Below are 20999 nucleotides of genomic sequence, written 5' to 3'. Positions count from 1 at the left end.
TGGGGGAGGAGCTGACGTGGGTGGACGCCGGTCCGGGGACGGTCTGCTTCGACCGCGCGGGTGGCTTCCGCTGCCTGGTCAATCTGGGAGACGCGCCGGTGGACCTGTCCGAGGCGGCGGAGATCCTGCTCTCCAGCGTGGCGCTTCCGCCCGCCGGGGCTGGGGCGAGCGCAGGCTGCCCATTGGTGCCGCCGTGTGGCTGAGTATGTGAGAGTGCGCATGCCGGAGCTTCCCCGCCCTGGTGCGCAGGGCGAGGAGGCTTCCCGCCTGCTCATACGGGCGGAGACTGTTCAGCCGGTCAGCGACCCGGACGTGAGGTGAAGTCCCACTTCCCGTGCGGCACTTGGTAGACGACATGGCCGCCCTCCGACCGCAGGTAGCGTGCTCCGCGGGGAGCTGTGGCGGCCGAACGGGTGGGCGCAGGGACGTGCACTTCGGCCTCCGCTCCCACCGGCACCTCTATGACGGCTCAGGTTCCGCTCGCTAGGTCCGTGTGTGAATCGATTCACCGCGTGGGTGAGGGTGAGCAGGTGACATGGTGCGCGCCTGATGGGCAGAGGGCGTCTCATGGCTGCCGAGGTTCGGGCCCGCGGCGTCGACGGTTCACCCGCCGCCCACAGCGCGCCCCGGTCGACCCGCGCGGGATCGCCCCGGCGCCCCGGCGCCTGGCTTCCGGTCAGAGCGGGGCGCCGCCGAACCCGATCTCGTTGCCGTCGGGATCAACGTATGTGGCTTTGCGTACGCCGTTCGAGTAGGTCTCCCACTTCGTGGACGGCAGACCCCGATCGGCTGCCTGGGCCACGCGGGTGTCGAAGTCGTCGACAAAGACGGTGTGCCCGGCGCTCCATTGCAGCGGCACCCGACAGCCGTCCCAGCCCCGGTCCACTCCCCCGGACCGTGCGAGGGTCGGGTCCTGAATGACGTGGTCGGGCAGGTCCTGCACCTCCGCGAGGCCCAGCTCATCGCCCTGGTAGACGTACACGCCACCGGGCAGGGCCAGGGTCAGCAGAGCGGCGGCGCGGGCCTGGCGGCGCCCGAGCGCCGCCAGGGCCACACGTGCCGCGCCCCGTAGCCGCATTGATCTTGCGCAACTGCCTTGAGCGCCCGTGGTCTACGGCACAATGACGGCCCATGGACCTTGCAGGGATCGGCGCTGTCGCGGCGCCTGTCGTCGCTCTCGTCGCGATACCGGCCACCGTGTTCGCGGTGCGCTGGCAGGTGAAGGCCGCGCTGCGGTCGGCGGAGGCCACCCATCGCGCCGGGCTCGCACAAGCGGAGGCCACGTACCGGGCCGCCGTGGATACGTCCCGGGCCGTCCACGAACAGTGGCGCCTGTCGCTGCGCCGGGACGCGTACGCCGCCTTCCTCTCCGCACTGGGGAAGGCCGCCCACGCAGCCGATGAGTTCGACGGGAGCTCGGCGCGGAGCGCCGTCGAGTGCTCCGCCTCGCTCCTCAGCTGGGTCGGCGAGATCCGCGATGCGCTCGCTGTGGTCGAACTCGAGGGCCCCGCGGAAGCCTCCGCAACCGCGGAGGCGAGTGCGGACCGGTTCTCCGACTGGCAGCGGACCATGGCCAGATGTGCCGACTACCTCGGAGGACTGGGCTACCTGGAGGAACTCCGCGCAGGTGAGGGCGGCTCCCCTGCCGGCACCGCCACACCCGGGACGAACGCCCGGGCCGCGCTCGCCCGGCTCGACAGGCTGCTGCACGAGCGCCCGGTCGGCACCGACGCGACGCCGGAACTCCGCGCCGCGCGTGAGGCGTTCGCCCACGCTCTGGGCGACTGCCCCGGCATCAGGCCCGCCCACGCCGCAGCCTTGCTGAGCAGCCTGCGCTCGGCCGGGGGAAGTCCCTACGGGGTGCGGCTCATGTCCAAACTCGGCGAGCGTCGACACGCGTTCTGGCAGGCCCGGACGGAATTCCTCTCCGCCGCACACACCGCCCTCGCCATCGACGTCACACGCCGGAGGCGGCCCTCAGCAGAGGACTGAACCCCGGCGTTGCACTGCGGCACCGAGCCCGACCGGCGGGCCGGTCGGGCTCGCGAACCGACGAGCTCGCGGACGTGCCGCCGCGCCGCTCGTCCCGCCGTTCACCGTGCCACACCCCGGTTCTGATGGGGCCTCAAGCCCGTCGAGTGGTCCGCGCGCCGCGGCCGGGCCAACCGACTCAGCGGTGCCTGCCCACTGCGGCGACACGACGACCGGCGACAGCATTACAGCGCGCGGCTGTGGGCCGGATTCGGGCACGTCCTCGTACGGCACGACTGACTTCACAGAAGGTCCGCCGGCTCAACTCCCCGGTCCCACGGCACGGTGGAAGTACGGTTCGGACACGCGCGGAGGAAGGGTGTGATCGTGAGCGGTACGCACCGGATCGAAGTGAGCCGGGAACAGGTGATGGCCTACCGGGTGGCGGTGCACGGGTTCGACCGTTCCCTGTCCGCACCGGACGTACTGGCCATGGGCGTGCAGGACACACCAAGCGGATCGGCCCGTCAGGCGCTCGCGGCACGGGGCTCGTCGCCGGTCGGCCTTGAACGTGTCTGGTCCTTCCGCGGCGCGCCGCACTTCCACCGCCCCGCGGAACTAGCCGCGCTCGCCGCCGCCCTGTGGCCGGTGGACAACGTGGACGCAACAGCGAGGATCAGCACCGCGCTGATCAAGGAGGGTGCTCAACTCGGCATCCGGGCCTTCCAGGTCACCGCCGAGGCGTTGTGCGCGGGCAGCTGCTCGCGCGGATTCGGCGCGTCCTTCGGTCGGCCGCCTGTGCGCCGGTCAGCCGACGGAGGGTGCGTCGCTCTCCGGCAGGGCGGCCTCAGCCGGAAGCGCATCGGAGGAGGCTCGGTCACTGCCGTGCAGTTCCACATTGAACTGCGCCCCTGCCAGCAGGGCGAGATTGGCGAACCAGACCCAGATCAGGAAGACGACCAGCCCCGCGAGCGAACCGTAGAGGCGGCTGTAACTGGCGATCTGGGTCGCGTACAGGGCGAAGCCCGCCGAGGCGACCAGCCACAGGAACGCGGCCAGGATTCCGCCGGGCAGCCCCGCACGAATGCCACGCGCTGATCGCGGGCCGGTACGGAAGAGCACAAGGATCAGACAGGCGACGAGACAGAGCAGAACCGGCCACTTGAGGACCGACCACAGCGTCTCACTGGCATGGGCCAGGCCGACACGCCGGCCGAGCCAGCGGGCCACCGGCCCTGTCATGACCAGAGCGAAGGCACTGGTCATGAGGAGGACGAGCAGCCCAATCGCCGAGGCCACGATGATGTGGGCCTTGCGCAAGGCGGGACGAACGTCCTGGACATGGTGCATGGCGTGCAGTGCCCGGCGAAAGACCGCCAGATAGCTGCAGGCGGACCACACCGCGCTCACGGTCCCACTCCCGACGAGCAGCCATACGGCGGCGCTCTCCTTGGTCGCCGCCTCCAGCGGGCGACGCAGCGCCTCCCCGGACTCCGCGGGGGCGAAGGCGGTGATGTCGGCGATCAGCGCGGTCGTGGCCCCGGGGTTGGCCAGGCCGATCACGGACACGGTGACAAGGAGCGCCGGGAGCAGCGAGAGGATGGCGTAGTACGTCAGGGCTGCTGCCCAGTCGGAGACGTCGTCGTTCCAGATCGAGACAGGCGTACGGCGCAGGGCGGAGATCCAACGACGCGGCCCCCTGGCACGCCCGCGCGCGCAGGGGACCAGCTCCACGGATGCGGCGGTCTGGGTGGGCAAGCTCGTACTCCGGGAACGTGGGTGGTGGATCAGGGCGGGGATTCCTCGATCATTCGTGGACCTTCCCGGTGCCTATCATCCCTCCCCTGCCCGGCCGCACGGACGCGGACGGGCAGGAGCACGTGGCGCGGCAGGGGCGATCGGGTTGGTGCAGGTGACACCCGACACGCACGCACAACGCCCGTACGAAGACGGGCATGGCAGCGGGGCCCGGTGGAGAGCTTCTCCACGAGACCCCGAACCACGTAAAGGGGGTGCACCAATCCGGTGACAGCTTCCTTTACCAGACCTGCTCCGACCGCCTCAGTCTTCTCGGCAGCGGCCCATCCGTGCCACGTTGAGCCCGCAGGGGTCGCGGGACTAGAAGAAATGCTTGCGCCCGCCGACCTGGCGACCCATCGCGCCGAGGATCCACAGAACCGCACCGACCACGACGAGAATGCCGCCGACCGTCGTCAGGAGGGAGATACCGGCCAGCACGCCGATGATGAGCAGAATGACGCCAAGGATAATCATGTGTGTTTCCCATCTTCTGGTCTCTTCAGGGTGTCCAGTCCGTGCCTCGTGAGAGTCACCGGCCTTCGCCCTGCCCGCGCCGTCGTGGCCCGGGCCAAGTGAGATCCGCGGCAGCCGCCGGTTCGACGGCCACTGGATCCCTGTCGCTCGATCACCGTGTGCCCCGCTCTTGGCCACCAATGCACGCACAGATCATTTGTCGCGCAGCATGGACGAAATCTTTGCGACGGCCTCCTGGCCGACCGTCGGCGCCACTGCGGTGCTGGGGCTTCCGGAGCGCCGGGGCATAGCATCTGGGTTCACGCGGATGCGCCCAGGGCACTGCCCTGTCACCGAGGAGGCGGCACTATCCTCCTGTCAGGTCACTTGACACCCCGGGGGTCCCGGAGCGAGCGGCGGGTGAGGAAGACAGGTGGCGGCACGATGATGGCGAAGGAGATCGTTCCTCCCACAGGTGAGCTACCGGATGCGGTGTTCGATCCGGCACGGCTGGCGGCGGTGGCGGCCAGTGGCCTGCTGGACTCTTCGCCAGAGGGCACCTTCGACGATCTCGCCCAGCTGGCGCTGGTGATCACGGGCGCGCAGAAGGCGTTCTTCACCGTCGCGGACGGGCGACGGTCGTTTTGGAAGAGCTCGATCGGTATGGATCCGGCAGCAGGCCGGGAGAACGACATCCGTGACAGCCCCTGCCACATCCTCATCGGCACCGGGGCACCGCTGATCGCGGAGGACGCCGCCACCGACCCGAGGATCAGCCACCTTGCCGATGTCGACGCCCTGGGTATCGGAGCGTGGGCCGGTTACCCCGTGGTCTCCCCGGACGGATACGTGCTGGGCGGGTTCTGTGTGGTGGACAAGGACGCCCGCCCCTTCACGCCGGAACAGACACAAGCATTGAGGACGCTGGCCAGGTCGGTGTCCTCCGAGATCGCCCTGCGCCAGGCTTTGCGTCAGGCCCGCGCCTCGGCGGAGGCCTCTGCGGCCCTGGCCCGAACCTTGCAGGACAGCCTCCTGCCGCCCCGCCTCCCCGACACTCCCGGCCTGGATGTTGCCGCGGTGCACCTGCCGGCGGACGCGACGGGCGCCGCGGGCGCCGAAGTGGTCGGAGATTTCTACGACCTGTTCCGCACCAGCGGCAAGACCTGGGCGGCGCTGATGGGGGATGTTTGCGGCAAGGGCATCGACGCGGCCAAGGTCACCGCCCTGGCCCGCTACACCGTGCGCGCCGAGGCCACCCAGCACGCCCGCCCCAGCACCGTCCTGCACCGTCTGCACCAGGCCATGGCCGACCAGAGAGTCAGCGACCGGTTCCTGACCGCCGCCCTGGCCACCTTCCGGCCGGCCGGCTGCGGGATCGTCGGACGGTACGCCAGCGCCGGCCATCCCCCGGCCCTGATACGCCGCGCCGACGGCACCGTGGAGCAACTGCACGCCGCCGGGATACTGCTGAGCCCGCTGCTCCCCGCCGACCAGGACCACCATGAGGAGACGGCCTTCCAGCTGTACCCCGGGGACGCGCTGCTGCTGTACACCGACGGCATCACTGAAGCCCGTAGCGCGGACAGGGGGCCACTGTTCGGCGAAGAACGCCTCGCACGCGCGCTGGCCGCCACCGTCGGCTGCGATGCGACCGAGACTCTGGACCGGTTGTGGCGCGAAGCCTCCGAGCACGCCGGGGGCTACGCGGTGGACGACACCGCCCTGATGCTGCTGCGCGTCACCCCCCAGCCCTGACCTCGGCGAGGAACGCGTCGTAGGTAGCCCAGTTCGCGTCGGGCCACCTGCGCGCCACGGCCGCGTATCCGCCACTGTCATCGGGAGTGGACACGATGCCACGGCAACGCCTGGAAGGCCGGCATCACCAGGAAACCGGCCACCCAGACCAGCAGACTGCGAGTACCGGCACTACGACAACTGGCAACTGGGCCGCATCCGGCGGCACTTCGGCCGATCGGTGGAACCTCAACGCCAAGATCATCACGGCGGAGATACATGCGGGGTGACCACCGCCACTCGGATTCCCGTCTCGCGTACCGCCTTGTGCGGTACGCGAGTTCCGGCGCAGGCTACGGACGTAAGAGCAATCCGCCCTTGACGTCCCGGCATGGGTCTTAAGTCGTGGGTCTAAGTATCGATACCGGTCACCGCTGTCGGGCCGAGCGGGGCCTGGTCCTCGTCGATTCCGGCTTGGCGCAGCGCAGCAGCGGCCACCCGCTTCGCGTGCCTCTCGGCACTGTGGCTGTCATCGGCTTCCATCTCCAGGCGAAGGGTGAACGTGCCGTTGTCATGGACCGTGAGGATGTCCAGGTCCTCCAACTGACCCAACGCTGTGTGCTGCGGATCAGCCGGACGCAAGTACGCAACGACAGCGGCCCGTTCAGCAGCCGTCACCTCGTGCACAAACGTGCCCGGGACGGAGATAACAAAGGTGGTCATACAGACTCCCATTTCTCATATCACGGCCGGCGCCCCACAAGGCGCTACGTACCTGTCGTGTCGAGCAGCAGAGGACCCCCGCCGACGCGATGCGCCATACCCCGGCCCATAGCGGGTGCCGGTCTTCGGCGCGGTCCCAGGCCAATTCCGCAGACACGCGGCGCGAAAAACTTCCCACGCCGGGCATCGCCGATGCCCGATGCCCTCAGTCAAGTCACCCTTGACACCGAGCTCCGTGCGCCCACCCGCCACACCACACCCAGGACCACAACCCATTCCTCCATCCTGCCCCCACCACAGCCAAGAATCCGCACGACACCCGACAATCCGTGCCGACCGGCTCGTCACCGCCCACACCGGCGGAGTCCTCCACCAGTACGGCGTCATTGAGTGTTCCGCAGTGCGGTGGCGAGCTCGTTGAGATGTCGCGAGACAGGACCGACGGTCAGCAGGCCACTGGCCGCGCCGCCCAGTTCCTCCGCCGCAGGCGAGAGCGCGCTTACGGCTCGAACCATCGTGGCCCGGTCGGACACGGCGATCGCCGCCCGCGCCACCAGGCACCACAGAGCTTCGAACAACAGGCCGGGGGGAGGGTCGGGCAGCCCCCGCAGTCTTGTCACGGCCTCGACGCGGGTGCCTCGCGCGAGGAGGACCAAAGGCATGGCCCACGGTTCATGAGGTCCCCAGTCGGTCCGCTCGTCCGTCTGGGCGGGCCGGCCGTTCTGTACGCGCAGGCACAGCAGAGCCAGCGGCAGCAGACCACGTTCGAGACCGGGCATGCCGACGCCGTCGAGCTGGGTCGCAGCGGCCTGATAGGCCGCCTCCGCCGCTGCTGCCGGACCCGTCGCGGCCAGACGCGAAGCCCGGAACCACTGTGTGAACACGCTGGCCAGCGGCAGCTCGTTGCGTTCGGCCAGGCGGTCCACCGCCGCCGCGTGCCCTTCGGCTCCCGAGAAGTCCATGAGGGCACTGCGCGACTGGATACGGATGAGGTGTCCGAGGATCTGGTACGTGATCAGGCCGTGCCGCTCGGACAGAGCGATCAGTTCCGCACCTGTCCTGTCCCGGCGTGGGGACAGACCCGCCCGGTGGAACGTCTGCATGAACACGCCGTTGAGGGCGAACGTCAGCAGCGCCGGGTCGTCCAGACGGCGCGCGATCTGCTCCGCCTGCTGGGCGGCCTGCAGCCCACGGGCCGATCGCGTCCCCCGTGATTCCAGAGCGATCGTGGCCAGCAGGCGGGCACGCGCGGCCTCGTGCTCGCCCGGCTGAAGGGCTTTCAGCGTGCGCTCCGCCGCGGCGACGACGCTCAACGCGTGCTGCGGGTCGTCGACGCGGGTCCAGATCGCCGGGACGTCGTACGCACCGATCACGCGGGCGGTCAGTTCCACGTCACCCAGCCCTTCGGCTGCCGTGATGGCGGCCGAGCGGTGACGGCGGGCGACCTCGAGGCCGCCACCGCCGGTCACAGCGAGATCGCGCAGTAGACCTACGGTCGACTCAAGTCGTGCCCGGGCGCCGTGGGCCACGGTCCGGTCGTAGTCGGCCGCGGCGTCCGCCCAGACGTGTTCGGCCGCATCGCTCGGCTCGAGGGCCGGTTCGAGGTGGTTTTCCTGCGCGAGGATGTCTGCTTCCAGGCGGCGCAGTACCGTGCCGGGTTCCACCCCGAGCTGGTCGATCAGGAGTCGTCGCGCCCGGCGCAGTACCGCGAGGGCGTCGCCCTGACGGCCGGCGCGATACAGCGCCAGGGCCAGCAGCCGCCACCCCTCCTCCCGCCACGGGTGCTCGGCCACATGCGCGTCCAGGTCCGCCACCGCCTGCGCGGCATCCCCCAGGGCCAACCGCGCCGCGCCCTGGCGTTCCACGGCGTGCAGCCTCAGCTCGCCGAGGCGGGAAATTTCGGTACGCGCCCACCTCTCCTCGGAGAAATCGGCGAAGGCGGGGCCGCGCCAGCACTCCAGCGCATCGGCCAGTCGAGGTAGCGCCTCCTGGGGCGAGAGCGTGGCGGCATCAGCGAGCGCCTGCTCGAAGCGCCACCCGTCGACGGCGCCGTGGTCGGCGCGCAACGCGTATCCCGGGCCTTCGGTGACCAGGAGATGGGCCGGAGTACGGGGCGGGCGCTGCGGCTCGACGGCCCGCCGCAACGCGGACACGAAGGTGCGTACCGCACCGACCCCACCCGCGGGCGGTTCCACCCACAGATCCTCGACCAGGCGTGTCACCGGTACGACGCGGCCTCGGGCGACGATCAACCGAGCCAGTACCGCGCGGTGCCGGGGTCCTTTCAGGCCGATGAGGCCGCCGTCGCGGTCCCACGCGACCACCGGCCCGAGAATCCCGAACGTGACGCTCACACCATGACCTGCTCTCTCCTCTGTTACGGCTTCAAACTATCGCTCGCTCACTCGATGCTCATCCGGTGCCGTCAGGGTTGAGGTACCTGCTCATCAAGGGAAAAGAGGCTGATCATGGCGCCTATCGCCGCCAACTTCGACTACCAGCGGATCACCGTCGCGGACGGTGTGGCCCTGAACGCGGCCGTCGTCGGCTCGGGCACTCCGATCGTGCTGCTGCACGGCTTCCCGCAGACCCATCTGATGTGGCGGCACGTCGCCGCCGATCTCGCGGCCGACCACACCGTGATCTGCCCAGATCTCCGTGGTTACGGAGACAGTGACAAGCCCGTCGATACCGATGGCACCGCATATTCCAAGCGCACCATGGCCGCGGACGTCGTCGCGCTTGCCGGAGCCCTGGGCCACGAACGTTTCGCCCTGGCCGGGCACGACCGCGGCGCCCTGGTGGCCTTCCGCGCCGGCCTTGATCACCCCGACCGCATCACGCACCTCGCCATCCTCGATGTTCTTCCCACCCTCGACATGTGGGACGTGCTGCATGGGGAGAGCGCGGCCGTCGGTTTCCACCTATACCTGATGGCCCAGCCGCCGGGGCTGCCCGAGCAGATGATCGCGGCCTGCCCGGATGCCTTCTTCGGCCACTTCCTCGACATCTGGGCCAACGACTCGCAGGCGATCCCCGCGGACATCCGCGCCGCGTACCTGAAGGCCTGCCGCGAGGCGGTGCCCTCGATCGTCGCCGACTACCGCGCCACGGCCGGCATCGACATCGAGCACGACCACGCGGACCGGGCGGCCGGCAACCAGCTGGCCATGCCGGTCACCGTGCTCACGCAGGACTGGGGCGCGGCCCTCGGCTTCGACGCCGCCGCGCTGTGGGCATCCTGGGCCCCCGGCCTGTGCCACAACACCGTCACCTCCGGCCATTTCATGGCCGAGGAGGCTCCCGCCGACATCGCCGAGACACTCCGGGCTCTTCTCCACCGCTGAGCGATCGCGGCCAGTGGGCCTCCTCCTCCCGCCCCAACCAGCCGACCTCCCGGACCCGTTGGTACGATCGGCGCTAAATTTGAACTCGTTCAAATATAAGGAGAACAGGTCATGCCTGAGCCGACCGTGCCCAACCGGACCGACACACCCGCCGTCGCCCTCGGTCCTACTGCGCTTGTCCTCGGATCCCTCTCCGCCATGTGCGCATTGACGCCCGCGCTCGCGTTCGGCATGCTCCCGTGGGCCATCATCGCCGGAGGCCTCGCAGTCACCCTCGGCCCAGCAGGGATCCACCATGCCCGCCTCGGTACCGGCCGCCTGTGGACCGCCATCGCCGGAACCACCCTCGGCGCGGCCGGACTCGCCGGCACCATCGCCCTCCTCTGGGGACTCAGCGGCTGACTCGCCCAGTCACCTCTGGCCCGCGAAGAACGGGAACCGCAGCTGTACTGTTACCCCTCTTCAGAGGCGTCACCGGATCCGCGAGCACGAAGCGCCGGTCCATCAGCGGGGGGGGGTGCGGGATGTTTTCTCTGGGCGAGGCCTTCGGGATGTTCTTCGGAATGATCGGGCTGCTGTTTGCGGCCGTCGGGATCGGTATGTTCGTCTGGACGGTACGAAAGGCCGCTGCCTACAGTCGGACTCTGCGGGAGGGGCTCATGGCCGAGGCCCGGTGCCTGGAGACGTTCATGGTGCACCAGAACTCCTCGAACGGACCGGGTCACAGCCAGCGGCGCCTGATACTCGGGTTCTACACCTTCGACGGGCGGGATGTGCGGGCCCAGGTCACCTCGCACCAGCCATACGTGAGGGGCGACATCGTGCCGGTGCGGTACCTGCCGCACAGCCCCGAGCGGGCCGTTCCGGCCGGGGCGCCACCACCCGGGATGGGAGCCGCCTCCTGCCTGATGGGCGGGTTGCAGGTCATCTTCGTCTGCATGGGGCTCCTGTTCGCCGTGGTGGGCTTCGCGATGGCCCTTTTCTGAGGCACCTCGGCCGACGACCGCCAGGCCGGCCCGAAGCCCGGCCGGTACGGGACGGCCGAGCCCCAGCCGTATTGATCACGAGCGCTGTTGATACCGGCCGGACAGCCCTCAGTTCCCGCCGGCCTGCCCGTGGTCGGGTGCGGTGAAGGCCAGGCGGGCAGGATCGAGCGCCCGCAGGAAGTCCGAGGCGTCGAAAAGCTCGCCGGCGGCGGCGACCCCGGCTCTGCGGACCCGGCCGCCGAGGATGCGTACCGCCGCTTCCACGACGATGGGTGCGGTGACCGCGTAGATGTCCCGGCCGGACGCTGTCGCGCGGCGCTGCGCACCGGCCCGGCGCGCGACCACCTCGACGAGGAAGGTCTGCGTCGAGCGCCCGTCGGCGTCGACCGCCGTGGGCGGGGGCGTCGCGGGATCGCTCAGATCGCGCAGGGGCGTCTGGTTGATGTAGACGCGGATCTCCGGTACCCGCAGGTGGCGGGAGATGGTGACCTGGTCGGCCGTGGACAGTTCGGTGACCTCCTGGGCGCCCAGCGGGGGCGGGAACTGCCAGGTCTCGGTCCGCGGCGGGCCGGTTGGCGGGGTGAGCCTGTTGCCGGTGAAGACCAGATGCCGGCCCGCGTTGCGCCGCACGGTCTTGCGGGTGCCTTCTGTCGGCTGCCAGCTGTCGAGTGCGATCGCGATCGTGATCGTGATGTCGTCCGCAGCCGGCCAGTCGCCCATCACCGCGCCGGCGAGCAGGTTGCCCAGCCCGCCGTAGAACGCCATCGACGGGGCGACCACCACGCCGGCTTCGCGAGCTTGCCGGCCATGCCGCTGGAACGTCTCCAGGGCGACGGCCTGCTCCGCGGCCACGTCCAGGTAGGCAATGCCGGCGCGCAGCGCCGCATCGACCACGGGCGGTGCGGTCTCGGTGAAGGGGCCTGCGCAGTTGATGACCGCCGCCGCGCCTGACAGCGGAGCCACGTTCGCCGCCGAGTCCGGCAGCAGCGGTCCGGCCGCGGAAGAGCGGGCTGCCGAGCAGCAGGCGCGGGCCGAGATCGAGCAGCAGGAGCAGGGCCGGGCCGCGTGACCCGGCCCGAACCGCCGCACCGCCTCGATGTCACCTTCCTGCTGCACGCCGCCGAGCTCCTGGACGGCGACCCCCAGGTCGATGACCTCGGACCGCTGTACGCCGCCGTGGCGCGGGTCGACGCGGGCGCGATGGGACGTGACATCTACGGCTCCCTCCACCTCAAGGCTGCCGCCCTGCTGCAGACGCTGGCGAAACTGCCCTGCCTCGAGCACTCGAACGAGGCTTTCGCCTGGCACTCGACCGAGGCCTACCTCGCCCTGAACGGGCGGCAGGTCGACTATCCGCCCAAGGCCGCCGTCGCGCTCGTGCGCGATGCCGCGTCCGGCGCTCTCGGCGTCGCCCGCATCGCCCGCCGGCTCCGCGACTGGGCTGTCGACTGACGCATTCGCAAGGACGCCGCGATGGGCGCCGAGTTGCATACCCTGGTGAACCTTCGGGCATCCAGCCGCGAGTTCGCCTCAATCGCGTACATCACGTGAGGATTTGCCCCGCCATGCCGGGCATCGCCGGCCTGCGCTGCGTCCCCGTTTCCGGCTGGGCGAATGGGTGAGGTGTGACACTGGGCCGATGGAAAAGACGAGGCGCTTCCGGACGGCGGTTATCGAGTGGGCGGCCGACGGCCGGGGTGTCTCAGCGACCAGCGCGGCCGCGGCCGCGCGTGAACTGGCCGCCGACGCCGGCTTGCGTACGGTCATACTCGTCGAAGGGGTCAGTGACCAGGCGGCGCTCGAAGCGCTGGCTGAGCGCCAGCAACGAAGCCTTGCCACCGAGGGCATCGCGGTCGTACCGCTCGGGGGTGCCACAAGCATCGGAAGATTCCTGAACCTGGTCGGCCCCGAAGGACTCGACGTGGGACTGGCGGGCCTGTGCGACGTCGGGGAGGAGCACCACTTCCGGCGCGCCCTGGAGCGGGCCGGCCTCGGCTCTCATCTCACCCGCGCCGATATGGAGTTGCTCGGCTTCTATGTGTGCGAGGCGGACCTTGAGGACGAGTTGATCCGAGCCCTGGGTACCGCCCGCGTTCAAGATGTGCTCGACGACCAAGGCGACCTGCGGACCTTTAGAACCTTCCAGAGGCAACCCGCGCAACGGGAGAGAACCGTCGAGCAGCAACTTCAGCGTTTCATGGGAACCATCAGCGGCCGGAAGGCCCACTACGCCCGCGCGCTCGTCAACGACTTGGATCTCGCGCACCTGCCGCGTCCTTTGGACCACCTGCTCGCCCACGTCTGATCCGACACCTTGCGCCGCCCGTAGTCCGACACCTTGATGCCTGCCCCCTACTGGCGGGACCGGGCGCGGATCAGGTCCGGGCAGTGACCTGCGTGGTGAGGAAGTCCAACAGTGCGGTGTTGAAACATTCGGGCCGTTCGGCGCCCGGCAGGTGCCCCGCCCGGTCGATGACGGCGACGGCAGCGTGCGGGATGAGGCCGTGGATGGCCTCGGCTTCGGCGACAGGGGCGTAGATGTCGTCCGTACCGACGACGATGAGAACCGGTACCTCGACGGCAGCCAGGATGTCCCGGTAGTCGGGACGTTCGGCCCGTCCGCGCCGCGCGGCCGCGGCGCCGCGCGGGTCGGTGGCACGCGGGTCGGTGGCACGCGGGTCGGTGGCGCGCATCATCCCCAGGACGCGCGCGGCCACCTCCGGCATCGCTGTGACGTTGTACGCGGCGAGCATCTTGTCGATCACGTCGCCCACATAGCCGTCCATGCCCTCGGCGAGCAGCCGATCGGCCAAGCCGTTGCGCAACCACACCAAGGCGCTCTGCTGCTGGCGGTGTTGGATGACCGATCTTCACCAGAGTTACATCTGGCGAACGCCTCTTCGGGGAGCCTGCGGGGAAGCATGTGGCGGACATGCCAAACAGGGCTGTCTGCCGGCCCGGACCGACCCAGAGAATGCTGTGTACAAGAGACGGCCTTTGACGCCCTTCGGGCAGCACATGCCTGATCTGAGTCACGGTCAGGACGGCCTCGTCGGCATACTCGCGGTAGCCGCTGGCATCGCGGCCGGGCTCCAGCAGACCCTGGGCCTCGTAGTACCGCAGCTGATACGTGCGGACTCCGGTCCTCCGGCTCAACTCCCCCATCAGCAGGCTCATTCCTCCTTGACCTTCATACCGGTGTGAACGTTGATGATTCTGCCATGACCACCGACTCACCTGGAGGGGACGCATAATGCAGAATCACGATGCCTACCACACACCCGTGACAGTCATCGGCCTGGGCCTGATGGGCCAGGCTCTGGCCGGAGCGTTCCTGCGCGCCGGGCACCCCACGACCGTGTGGAACCGCACGGCAGCGAAGGCCGAACAGCTGGTCGCGCAGGGCGCGAGATTCGCCGGCTCACCCGACGAAGCCGTCACGGCCAGCCCACTCGTGGTCGTCTGTGTCACGGACTACGACGCCGTGCACAAGCTCCTCCATCCACTGGGCGCCACCCTCGACGGCCGGGTGGTGGTGAACCTGACCTCGGGCACCTCGGCGCAGGCCCGTGAGACGGCCGAGTGGGCGGCACAGCAGGGCAGCACCTACCTCGACGGTGCGATCTTGGCCATCCCCCCGGCCATCGGCACTGCGGACGCCGTCATCCTCTACAGCGGGCCGCGGTCGGCCTTCGACCTGCACGAGTCGGCCCTGAGAAGCCTCGGGGCAGACACGACGTACCTCGGTGACGACCACGGCCTGTCGTCACTGCACGACGTTGCCGTGCTGGGCCTGATGTGGAGCGTTCTCAACGGCTTCCTGCAGGGCGCCGCCTTGCTCGGCGCGGCGGGAGTGGACGCCGCGACGTTCGCCCCGCTCGCACAGAAGGGGATCGGCACCGTGGCCGACTGGCTGGCCGGCGACGCGCAGCAGATCGACGACGGCGCGTATCCGGCCCTCGATTCCACCATCGACACCCATCTGGGCGCGATGGAACACCTCATCCACGAAAGCGAGTTCCTCGGTGTCAATGCCGAACTCCCCACGTTCTTCAAGGCTCTGACGGACCGGGCTGTTGCTGCCGGTCACGGCGGCAACAGTTACGCAGCGATGATCGAGCAGTTCCGCAAGCCCTCAGGGGGCGATGCGTGAGTCGACGTCCGGGTCGTGGTCGTCCGATCGTGTGGCTCTGTGGTGTCCGGTCGTCAGGGCTACTGCCGCCCCGAACCACCTTCGACAGACCACCGCTAGGCGCCGGAAGGAACCACGACTGATACGGTCGCGAGCTCCGCGGCGCGGCCCGCCGTGCGCAGCCGCACACCGACTTCCCACTCGCCGGGCATCAGGAAAAACTGTCCGCGAGCCCGGAATCGCCCGTCGCCGAGCGCCTCGGCAGTCAGCGACGGCATCGCGTGGCCCATCCGCTCCATCACCGCCTCCACCGAAGCTCCTTCGAGGTCGACCGGATCCCGGCCGCGGCCGGTGACTTCGATGTCCACGCCGGTGGTGGATGTGGTGAGGCGATCGAGACGCACCCGCACGTCGTAGTGGTCCGAACTTCCCGTCAGCACGGTCGCCGACCGAGCACGTGTACGGCGCCAAGATCGGCTGACACCGGATCGGCGCGGCTTCGCCCGACGCACCCGGGCGTGCGTGGTGTAAACAGTCCCGCGCGCCGAGAACACCCCGTACGCCCTCTGTTCATGCGGACCGCCGTCCTGCCCGGGGCGGGCAGGACGGCGGACGGGAGCGGTGGTGCCGTGGCTCAGATCACCGGTGCCGGGTAGGTCGGGTACTCGACCCCGGATACGTGCTGAACAACGCGGATGACCTGGCTGGAGTAGCCGAACTCGTTGTCGTACCAGAGGTAGAGGATCGCGTCGTCGCCCTCGACCTTGGTGGCGCCGGCGTCGATGATCGAGGCGTGGCGCGAGCCGATGAAGTCGCTCGAGACCGCGTCGGGGGCGCTGATGAAGTCGATCTGGCGCTTGAGCGGCGAGGCCAGCGACACATGGCGGAGGTAGTCGAGGACCTCCTCACGAGTGGTCTCGCGTGCGAGCCGCAGGTTGAGGATCGCGATCGAGACGTTCGGGACCGGGACGCGGATCGAACTGCCGGTGATCCTGGCCTTGAGGTCCGGCAGCGCCTTGGCGACGGCGGAGGCCGCACCGGTCTCGGTGATAACCATGTTGAGGGGCGCCGAGCGGCCGCGGCGGTCGGACTCGTGATAGTTGTCCAGCAGGTTCTGGTCGTTGGTGAAGGAGTGGATGGTCTCCACATGGCCACGCAGGACGCCGTACTCGTCCGCCATCGCCTTCAGCGGCGGGACGATCGCATTGGTGGTGCAGGACGCGCAGGACAGGATCTGCTCGTCCGGCTTGATGGTGTCGTGGTTGACACCATGGACGATGTTCGGGACATCGCCCTTGCCCGGTGCGGTCAGAACGACCTTGGCGATGCCGGGGCGCAGGTGCTTCGACAGGCCCTCGCGGTCGCGCCACCTGCCGGTGTTGTCGATGAGGATGGCGTCCTTGATGCCGTACGCCGTGTAGTCCACCGCCGTCGGGTCGTCGGAGTAGATCACCTTGATCTCGTTGCCGTTGGCGATGATCTTGCTGTTCGCCTCGTCGACGGTGATCGTGCCCTGGAACTGACCATGGATGGAGTCACGGCGCAGCAGCGAGGCACGCTTGACGATGTCCTGGCCGGCCCCCTTGCGGACGACGATGGCGCGCAGGCGCAGGCCGTTGCCGGAGCCGGCCTTCTCGATGAGCAGACGGGCGAGGAGGCGGCCGATGCGGCCGAAGCCGTAGAGGACGACGTCGCGCGACTCGCGCTGCTCGATTTTGCTGTCACCCGTCGCACCGGCGACGGCTCCGGCGGTGAACTCCTGCACGGAGAGACCGCGGTCATCGGTCCGGTACGTCGCGGCGAGCAAGCCGATGTCGATCTGGGAAGGGCCGAGATCGAGCGCGGTGAGTGCCTGCACAAACGGCAGTGTCTCGGTGACCGAGAGTTCCACCCCGGTGATCTGCCGGGCGAAGCGGTGGGTCTTGAGGATGCTGACCACTGACTTGTTCACCAAGGAGCGGCTGTGGAGCAGAACGGTGACATCCCGCTCCCGGTGCAACTTGCCGATGATCGGAATCATCGACTCCGCGATCTCCTCGCGGTTTTTCCAGTTGGTGAACGAGTCGTCATTGACAGTCACAGGCTTATCTTTCGAGCTAGGGGGCGCTCATATGCTAACCCCACGTAGCTTTGATCATTGAAACGGTCCTGCCCGAACGGGATCCGCGATCGGCTTCGGCGCCGGAGGGGAGCTCGGTGGAGCTACCCAATCCGGCACAACCTCGCGGGGCCGACGCCCAGCTGGTGGGCCGGGCGGTGGCCCTGGTCCCGCACGGTCACCCCGGGAGTGAACGCCGGGCCGTCGCCTTCGTACGCGTTCGCGGTTCTCGACTCGGGTCACCGGCCGGGCCCAGGCCCGAGGGCTCCGGAAAAGGGCTGGAGTCGCGGGCCGAAGGCGTACACGATCATCGGCATGACCGGGCACGGCCCTCCGACCGGGCGGCCGGCACCGTCCGCGGCGCGGAGATCCAGTTCCAGTACGGCGGCGTCCTCTTCCTCGACCCCATGTACCGCTGGGGCATCCGCCTCCAGGGTGTTCGGGCCGCGCGAGGAGCGCCACCGCTACTGGCCGGAGACACCCTTCCCGAGTACGCGATCATGGGCTCTCCGGCCCACGACTTCGAGGAAATCCTTGCGTGGGCCGCAGCCAACAGCAGACCTCTCCCCGACGAACGTCTGCGCCTGATCCCGGACGGCCGGCGCCAGGCCTACGAGCGGCACACCGACGCGACCCCCAGTTGTGGGAACGTCAGGCACGCCGCCTCAGCGGAGGCATCGGGTAGGGCGCCGCCGTGGGGACGTTCCACACCAGCGGGGTCCTGGAAGACCCGGCCCGTCATACGGAGGGGTAGATGCCACCGCACGCGCCTGCTCGTACACCCGCTCCTCCCTGGCACGGTCCTCATCCTCGTCGAACGGCGGGGCTGTTCGGCGAGGGCGCGTTGGACTGCCCCGGCCATGTCGGTGCCCAGGGGCTGGGAGGGGAGGCCGGTCAGGGTCAGCACCTGATGCGGGCCGGAGAGAGCCGAATTGTGCTGCGGGTCTCAAGAACCACTTGAGACAACTTCGCCTGCCGTGCGTATGGATCAGCAGCTCATCCGGATCCGAACGGCTCGGGCGGGGCCGATCGGGAATCCGGACTCTGCCGCTCTGATGATCGTCCGTCCATGGATGGACGATCACCGCCTGCCCACTACTGGATATTCCGGAAATGTCGGTTGAGGAGGATTGATGGTGACTGTCGACGGTGCTGCACCTCAGCAAGCTCCGCGTTGGGTGCCCACAGCGGATTCTTCGATCACGGAGTCGTTCCAGCAGGTATTGGATTCCCTGGATGCTGCCCGCACGGAGCTCCGCGAGGGTGTCCCGGGTCTACCGGAAGCGGTAAAGGAACAGGAAGACGCAGGTAGTGCGTCGTGGTTCGGGCGCTCCCCGCGCACATCGGATCTGGACGCGACCATGGACCTTCTGAGCGCCTTCGCGTCCCGGCCGCCGCTCGCGCCGCAGGGGAGCACAGCCGGATTGGCGGGTGCCTGCCCTCCCTCAACCGAGTGGGCCCCGCATACGGCAAGGACAGCTGTTGCGGTGGAACCGCTGTGGGCACGTAGCGCGGACCCACCAACGATGCAGCCTGCGAACGAAGTGGCGGCGGAGCAGGACATATGCCCGCCATCATCCAGGGACAAGGACCACAACACCGGCGCACACCCCGGCCCCTGGCAGGGGCCGGTCAGTCACCCGGTCGGAACGGACGTGACCGCGGGCAGACCAGGCACAGCACGGTCGCCGGACGATGTGTCTGCGACCCGGCGGTCTGTCGCCGAAAGACCTCTTGCCGCCGAACGCACTCACGCATGGGCAAAAGGCCGTGGTCGGCCGCGCCTTCTCATCAAATCGAGCCGCTTCACCGGGACGTTGGGAGTGAGCGCCGTGAGCGGGCTCATCGTCGCCTCCTCAATGCTGACCAACGACTGCGCGGCGACCGTTCCGTCCTGGCTCTCCGCGCAAGCGGACCGGTCGGCCCCCGGAGACGACGCAACCTCCCCAGGCCCCGAGGGGCGGGAAGAGAGGACGCCGAGCCGGGGAGACTCAGGCCTGGGGACTTCCCTGGGGCAGAGGAGTATGCACCAGGTTCCCCAATTCCACGGCGCGGAGGCCAACGGCGCCTATGACATCGAGGTCAGAGCCGCAGTGGCACGATTCCAGGCTTGACTCCCCCCTCTCCAAAAGGGGAGGAGTCGAGCCGGATCAGCGCAGCAGGGCGCCGCGCAGGGTGATGCCGTGGCGGGTGCGCAGGCGGCGGATTTCCCACATGGTGACCGCGGTGACGGAGATCGGGGCGCCCAGGGTGAACAACAGCCGGGTGCCGAACGGGACTCCTTCGTAGGAGCCGGCGAACAGGTCGATGAGCGCGAGCTCCCACACCAGCGCCGTGGCCAGCAGCGGCGGTACCAGCTCGTGAATGTCCGCCGTTCGGAACACGGTCACGCTGGACATCACGACGCCGTAGAGGACGAAGGGCAGCCACCACACGAGCAGAAACAGGAGTCCGAGGAGCTGGACGTACTCGTTCCGCGGAAGCAGATCGGCGCGCACCTCTCTCAGGTCCTCGATCGCCAGAAGCACCACCATGAAGACCGAACCGAACAGTGTCAGCATCCCGCCCACCGGCTTGAGGGCGCGCCGCAGGAACAGACGTCGGTTCAGCGGCCGCGACAGGGCGACGAAAACCCCCACGACGAACGGAAATGTCACCGCCATCACCAGAACGCTGTTCCACACCTCGTTCATGCGGTCGTCCAGCAGCCCGTCGGCGGAGGAGACCAACTGGTAGGACACCGCGAGCCAGATGACCGCAGCGAAACCGACGAACGTACGGATCAACTGAATCCGGCGGACCGCCAGGTCCTCCACCCGCCCCGCACGCGACGGGGTGAAAGCGCGCCTGCCGAGCCCGATCGGGTTGCTCACCCGCCAGATCCGCCGCACGCGCGTCGGAGGCGCGTCGGAGGCCGAGGGGGCGGAGGAGGAGCCGGGGGCCACCCACCCTGCGGCAGCCACCCCTGCGGCCCGTACGGATAGGGTTGGGGAGGTCCTTGCCACTGCGGAGGCGGTCCGGGGTGCGGAGGCGGTGGGCCGTACGGTCCGGGGTGCGGAGGCCAGCCGTTACCCGGCGGCCCACTCGGTCCCGGATACGGGCCCCACGCTCCGCCGCCCCCGTTGCCACTCACGTCGCACTCCCCACGCTGCGCATCCTGTACGCAGGCAGCATAGAAGGACTCCAGAGACACAACCACCGGAAACGGGTGGGACGGCCACGCCGTGACGGTTCGGCCGACCCGGGTTTCATCAGGTGGGTAGCGGGGTCAGAAGGGCTTGGTGGGGAGGTACTTGCCGTCCAGGATGATCACGGCACGCTCGCCACCGTCGGGGTCGGCGACCTTCGTGACATCGAGTGTGAAGTTGATGGCGGAGATGATGCCGTCGCCGAACTGCTCGTGGACCAGAGCCTTGAGGGTCGTGCCGTAGACCTGGAGCATCTCGTAGAAGCGGTAGATCGTCGGGTCGGTAGGAATGCCACCGCTGATGGAGCCGCGGGTGGGGATGGTCTGCAGCCACATCGAGGCGTCCTCGTCCAGGCTCAGGAGCTCGGCGACGGCCTTCGCCGCGTTCTCGGGCAGGGGATGCTGGCCGAGCACGGCTGCGGTGACAAAGGCGACGGACAGGCCGGTGACATCGGCGATCTGCTGCCAGGACAGATCCTTGCGCACCTTGGCCTCGACGGCGGCGACGGCAAGCTGCTCACGGACGGTGGAGTTGAACTGAGCGTGCACCATGAGGAAGAACGTCCTT

19 protein-coding genes and 3 pseudogenes are annotated in these 20999 nt (G+C 69.0%); 10 read left to right on the top strand and 12 right to left on the bottom strand.

The genetic code is table 11. From position 1 onward, the window contains the following. Positions 1-20 precede the first annotated feature (20 nt). On the top strand, positions 21-203 hold the full coding sequence (locus QMK30_RS34295) for a DUF3459 domain-containing protein (RefSeq protein WP_502963277.1): 183 nt from the start codon (positions 21-23) through the stop codon (positions 201-203). A 638-nt stretch (positions 204-841) separates the two neighbouring features. Here QMK30_RS34295 and QMK30_RS34290 read toward each other — a convergent pair. Beyond that, positions 842-1042 (bottom strand): annotated as a pseudogene (locus QMK30_RS34290) (hypothetical protein); the annotation flags it as partial. A gap of 89 nt (positions 1043-1131) precedes the next feature. Between QMK30_RS34290 and QMK30_RS34285 the strand changes: the two are divergent. Then, positions 1132-1992 (top strand): hypothetical protein, encoded by an 861-nt coding sequence (locus tag QMK30_RS34285; protein ID WP_283522248.1) that lies wholly within the window; start codon positions 1132-1134, stop codon positions 1990-1992. A 786-nt stretch (positions 1993-2778) separates the two neighbouring features. Here the strand turns inward: QMK30_RS34285 and QMK30_RS34280 are convergent. Beyond that, a complete protein-coding gene (locus tag QMK30_RS34280) occupies positions 2779-3729 on the bottom strand; it encodes a YihY/virulence factor BrkB family protein (RefSeq protein ID WP_283522247.1) in 951 nt (316 codons plus the stop codon). Positions 3730-4089: 360 nt separating this feature from the next. Further along, complete coding sequence (locus tag QMK30_RS34275) at positions 4090-4245, bottom strand: hypothetical protein (protein ID WP_283522246.1); 156 nt, start codon at positions 4243-4245, stop codon at positions 4090-4092. 399 nt (positions 4246-4644) lie between these two features. Here QMK30_RS34275 and QMK30_RS34270 point away from each other — a divergent pair, with 399 nt between their 5' ends. Further along, a complete protein-coding gene (locus tag QMK30_RS34270; RefSeq protein WP_283522245.1) occupies positions 4645-5979 on the top strand; it encodes a PP2C family protein-serine/threonine phosphatase in 1335 nt (444 codons plus the stop codon). A 390-nt stretch (positions 5980-6369) separates the two neighbouring features. On the opposite strand, the gene QMK30_RS34265 is transcribed toward QMK30_RS34270, so the two are convergent. Together QMK30_RS34265 and QMK30_RS34260 are read right to left on the bottom strand one after the other, a co-directional pair. Then, complete coding sequence (locus tag QMK30_RS34265) at positions 6370-6681, bottom strand: hypothetical protein (RefSeq protein ID WP_283522244.1); 312 nt, start codon at positions 6679-6681, stop codon at positions 6370-6372. Between the two features lie 383 nt (positions 6682-7064). Further along, entirely contained in the window at positions 7065-9035 is a 1971-nt protein-coding gene (locus QMK30_RS34260) for an AfsR/SARP family transcriptional regulator (RefSeq protein ID WP_283522243.1), read from the bottom strand. A gap of 114 nt (positions 9036-9149) precedes the next feature. On the opposite strand from QMK30_RS34260, the gene QMK30_RS34255 reads away from it, so the two are divergent. The 3 genes from QMK30_RS34255 (at position 9150) to QMK30_RS34245 (ending at position 11014) form a co-directional block, all read left to right on the top strand. Then, positions 9150-10028 carry an alpha/beta fold hydrolase gene (locus tag QMK30_RS34255; RefSeq protein ID WP_283522242.1) on the top strand — a complete coding sequence of 293 codons (879 nt, stop codon included), beginning with the start codon at positions 9150-9152 and terminating at the stop codon, positions 10026-10028. 111 nt (positions 10029-10139) lie between these two features. After that, positions 10140-10430, top strand: coding sequence for a hypothetical protein (locus QMK30_RS34250; protein WP_283522241.1), 291 nt, complete (start codon positions 10140-10142; stop codon positions 10428-10430). A gap of 122 nt (positions 10431-10552) precedes the next feature. Further along, on the top strand, positions 10553-11014 hold the full coding sequence (locus QMK30_RS34245; RefSeq protein WP_283522240.1) for a DUF3592 domain-containing protein: 462 nt from the start codon (positions 10553-10555) through the stop codon (positions 11012-11014). Positions 11015-11122: 108 nt separating this feature from the next. On the opposite strand, the gene QMK30_RS34240 is transcribed toward QMK30_RS34245, so the two are convergent. Continuing rightward, the gene (locus QMK30_RS34240) at positions 11123-11908 is read right to left on the bottom strand and encodes a saccharopine dehydrogenase family protein (RefSeq protein WP_283522239.1); all 786 of its coding nucleotides are present in this window, start codon (positions 11906-11908) and stop codon (positions 11123-11125) included. 37 nt (positions 11909-11945) lie between these two features. On the opposite strand from QMK30_RS34240, the gene QMK30_RS34235 reads away from it, so the two are divergent. From QMK30_RS34235 to QMK30_RS34225, 3 genes are all read left to right on the top strand, one after another. After that, a complete protein-coding gene (locus tag QMK30_RS34235; RefSeq protein WP_283522238.1) occupies positions 11946-12083 on the top strand; it encodes a hypothetical protein in 138 nt (45 codons plus the stop codon). Beyond that, positions 12080-12466, top strand: a complete 387-nt coding sequence (locus QMK30_RS34230; protein ID WP_283522237.1) for a type II toxin-antitoxin system death-on-curing family toxin — start codon at positions 12080-12082, stop codon at positions 12464-12466. Before QMK30_RS34235 ends, QMK30_RS34230 begins: the two co-directional genes overlap by 4 nt. A 187-nt stretch (positions 12467-12653) precedes the next feature. Beyond that, on the top strand, positions 12654-13319 hold the full coding sequence (locus tag QMK30_RS34225) for a TOPRIM nucleotidyl transferase/hydrolase domain-containing protein (RefSeq protein ID WP_283522236.1): 666 nt from the start codon (positions 12654-12656) through the stop codon (positions 13317-13319). Between the two features lie 70 nt (positions 13320-13389). On the opposite strand, the pseudogene QMK30_RS34220 reads toward QMK30_RS34225, so the two are convergent. Both QMK30_RS34220 and QMK30_RS34215 read right to left on the bottom strand, forming a co-directional pair. Continuing rightward, positions 13390-13836: pseudogene (locus tag QMK30_RS34220) on the bottom strand (alpha/beta fold hydrolase); the annotation flags it as partial. A gap of 181 nt (positions 13837-14017) precedes the next feature. Next, positions 14018-14185 (bottom strand): annotated as a pseudogene (locus QMK30_RS34215) (MerR family transcriptional regulator); the annotation flags it as partial. Between the two features lie 79 nt (positions 14186-14264). On the opposite strand from QMK30_RS34215, the gene QMK30_RS34210 reads away from it, so the two are divergent. Continuing rightward, on the top strand, positions 14265-15167 hold the full coding sequence (locus tag QMK30_RS34210) for an NAD(P)-dependent oxidoreductase (RefSeq protein ID WP_349362142.1): 903 nt from the start codon (positions 14265-14267) through the stop codon (positions 15165-15167). Between the two features lie 95 nt (positions 15168-15262). On the opposite strand, the gene QMK30_RS34205 is transcribed toward QMK30_RS34210, so the two are convergent. The 4 genes from QMK30_RS34205 to cynS form a co-directional block, all read right to left on the bottom strand. Beyond that, a complete protein-coding gene (locus QMK30_RS34205) occupies positions 15263-15550 on the bottom strand; it encodes a hypothetical protein (RefSeq protein WP_283522234.1) in 288 nt (95 codons plus the stop codon). A 230-nt stretch (positions 15551-15780) separates the two neighbouring features. After that, on the bottom strand, positions 15781-17226 hold the full coding sequence (locus QMK30_RS34200) for a glyceraldehyde-3-phosphate dehydrogenase (RefSeq protein ID WP_283522233.1): 1446 nt from the start codon (positions 17224-17226) through the stop codon (positions 15781-15783). A 2168-nt stretch (positions 17227-19394) separates the two neighbouring features. Further along, the gene (locus tag QMK30_RS34195; protein ID WP_283522232.1) at positions 19395-20117 is read right to left on the bottom strand and encodes a hypothetical protein; all 723 of its coding nucleotides are present in this window, start codon (positions 20115-20117) and stop codon (positions 19395-19397) included. A gap of 395 nt (positions 20118-20512) precedes the next feature. Continuing rightward, entirely contained in the window at positions 20513-20983 is a 471-nt protein-coding gene (gene cynS / locus QMK30_RS34190) for a cyanase (RefSeq protein WP_283522231.1), read from the bottom strand. Positions 20984-20999: the final 16 nt, after the last annotated feature.

The organism is Streptomyces sp. H27-C3, assembly GCF_030063415.1.
In the GTDB taxonomy this organism is placed as follows: Bacteria; Actinomycetota; Actinomycetes; order Streptomycetales; family Streptomycetaceae; genus Streptomyces.
Note: the sequence above shows the minus strand (reverse complement) of the source record. Positions and strands in the feature narration are given on the sequence as shown.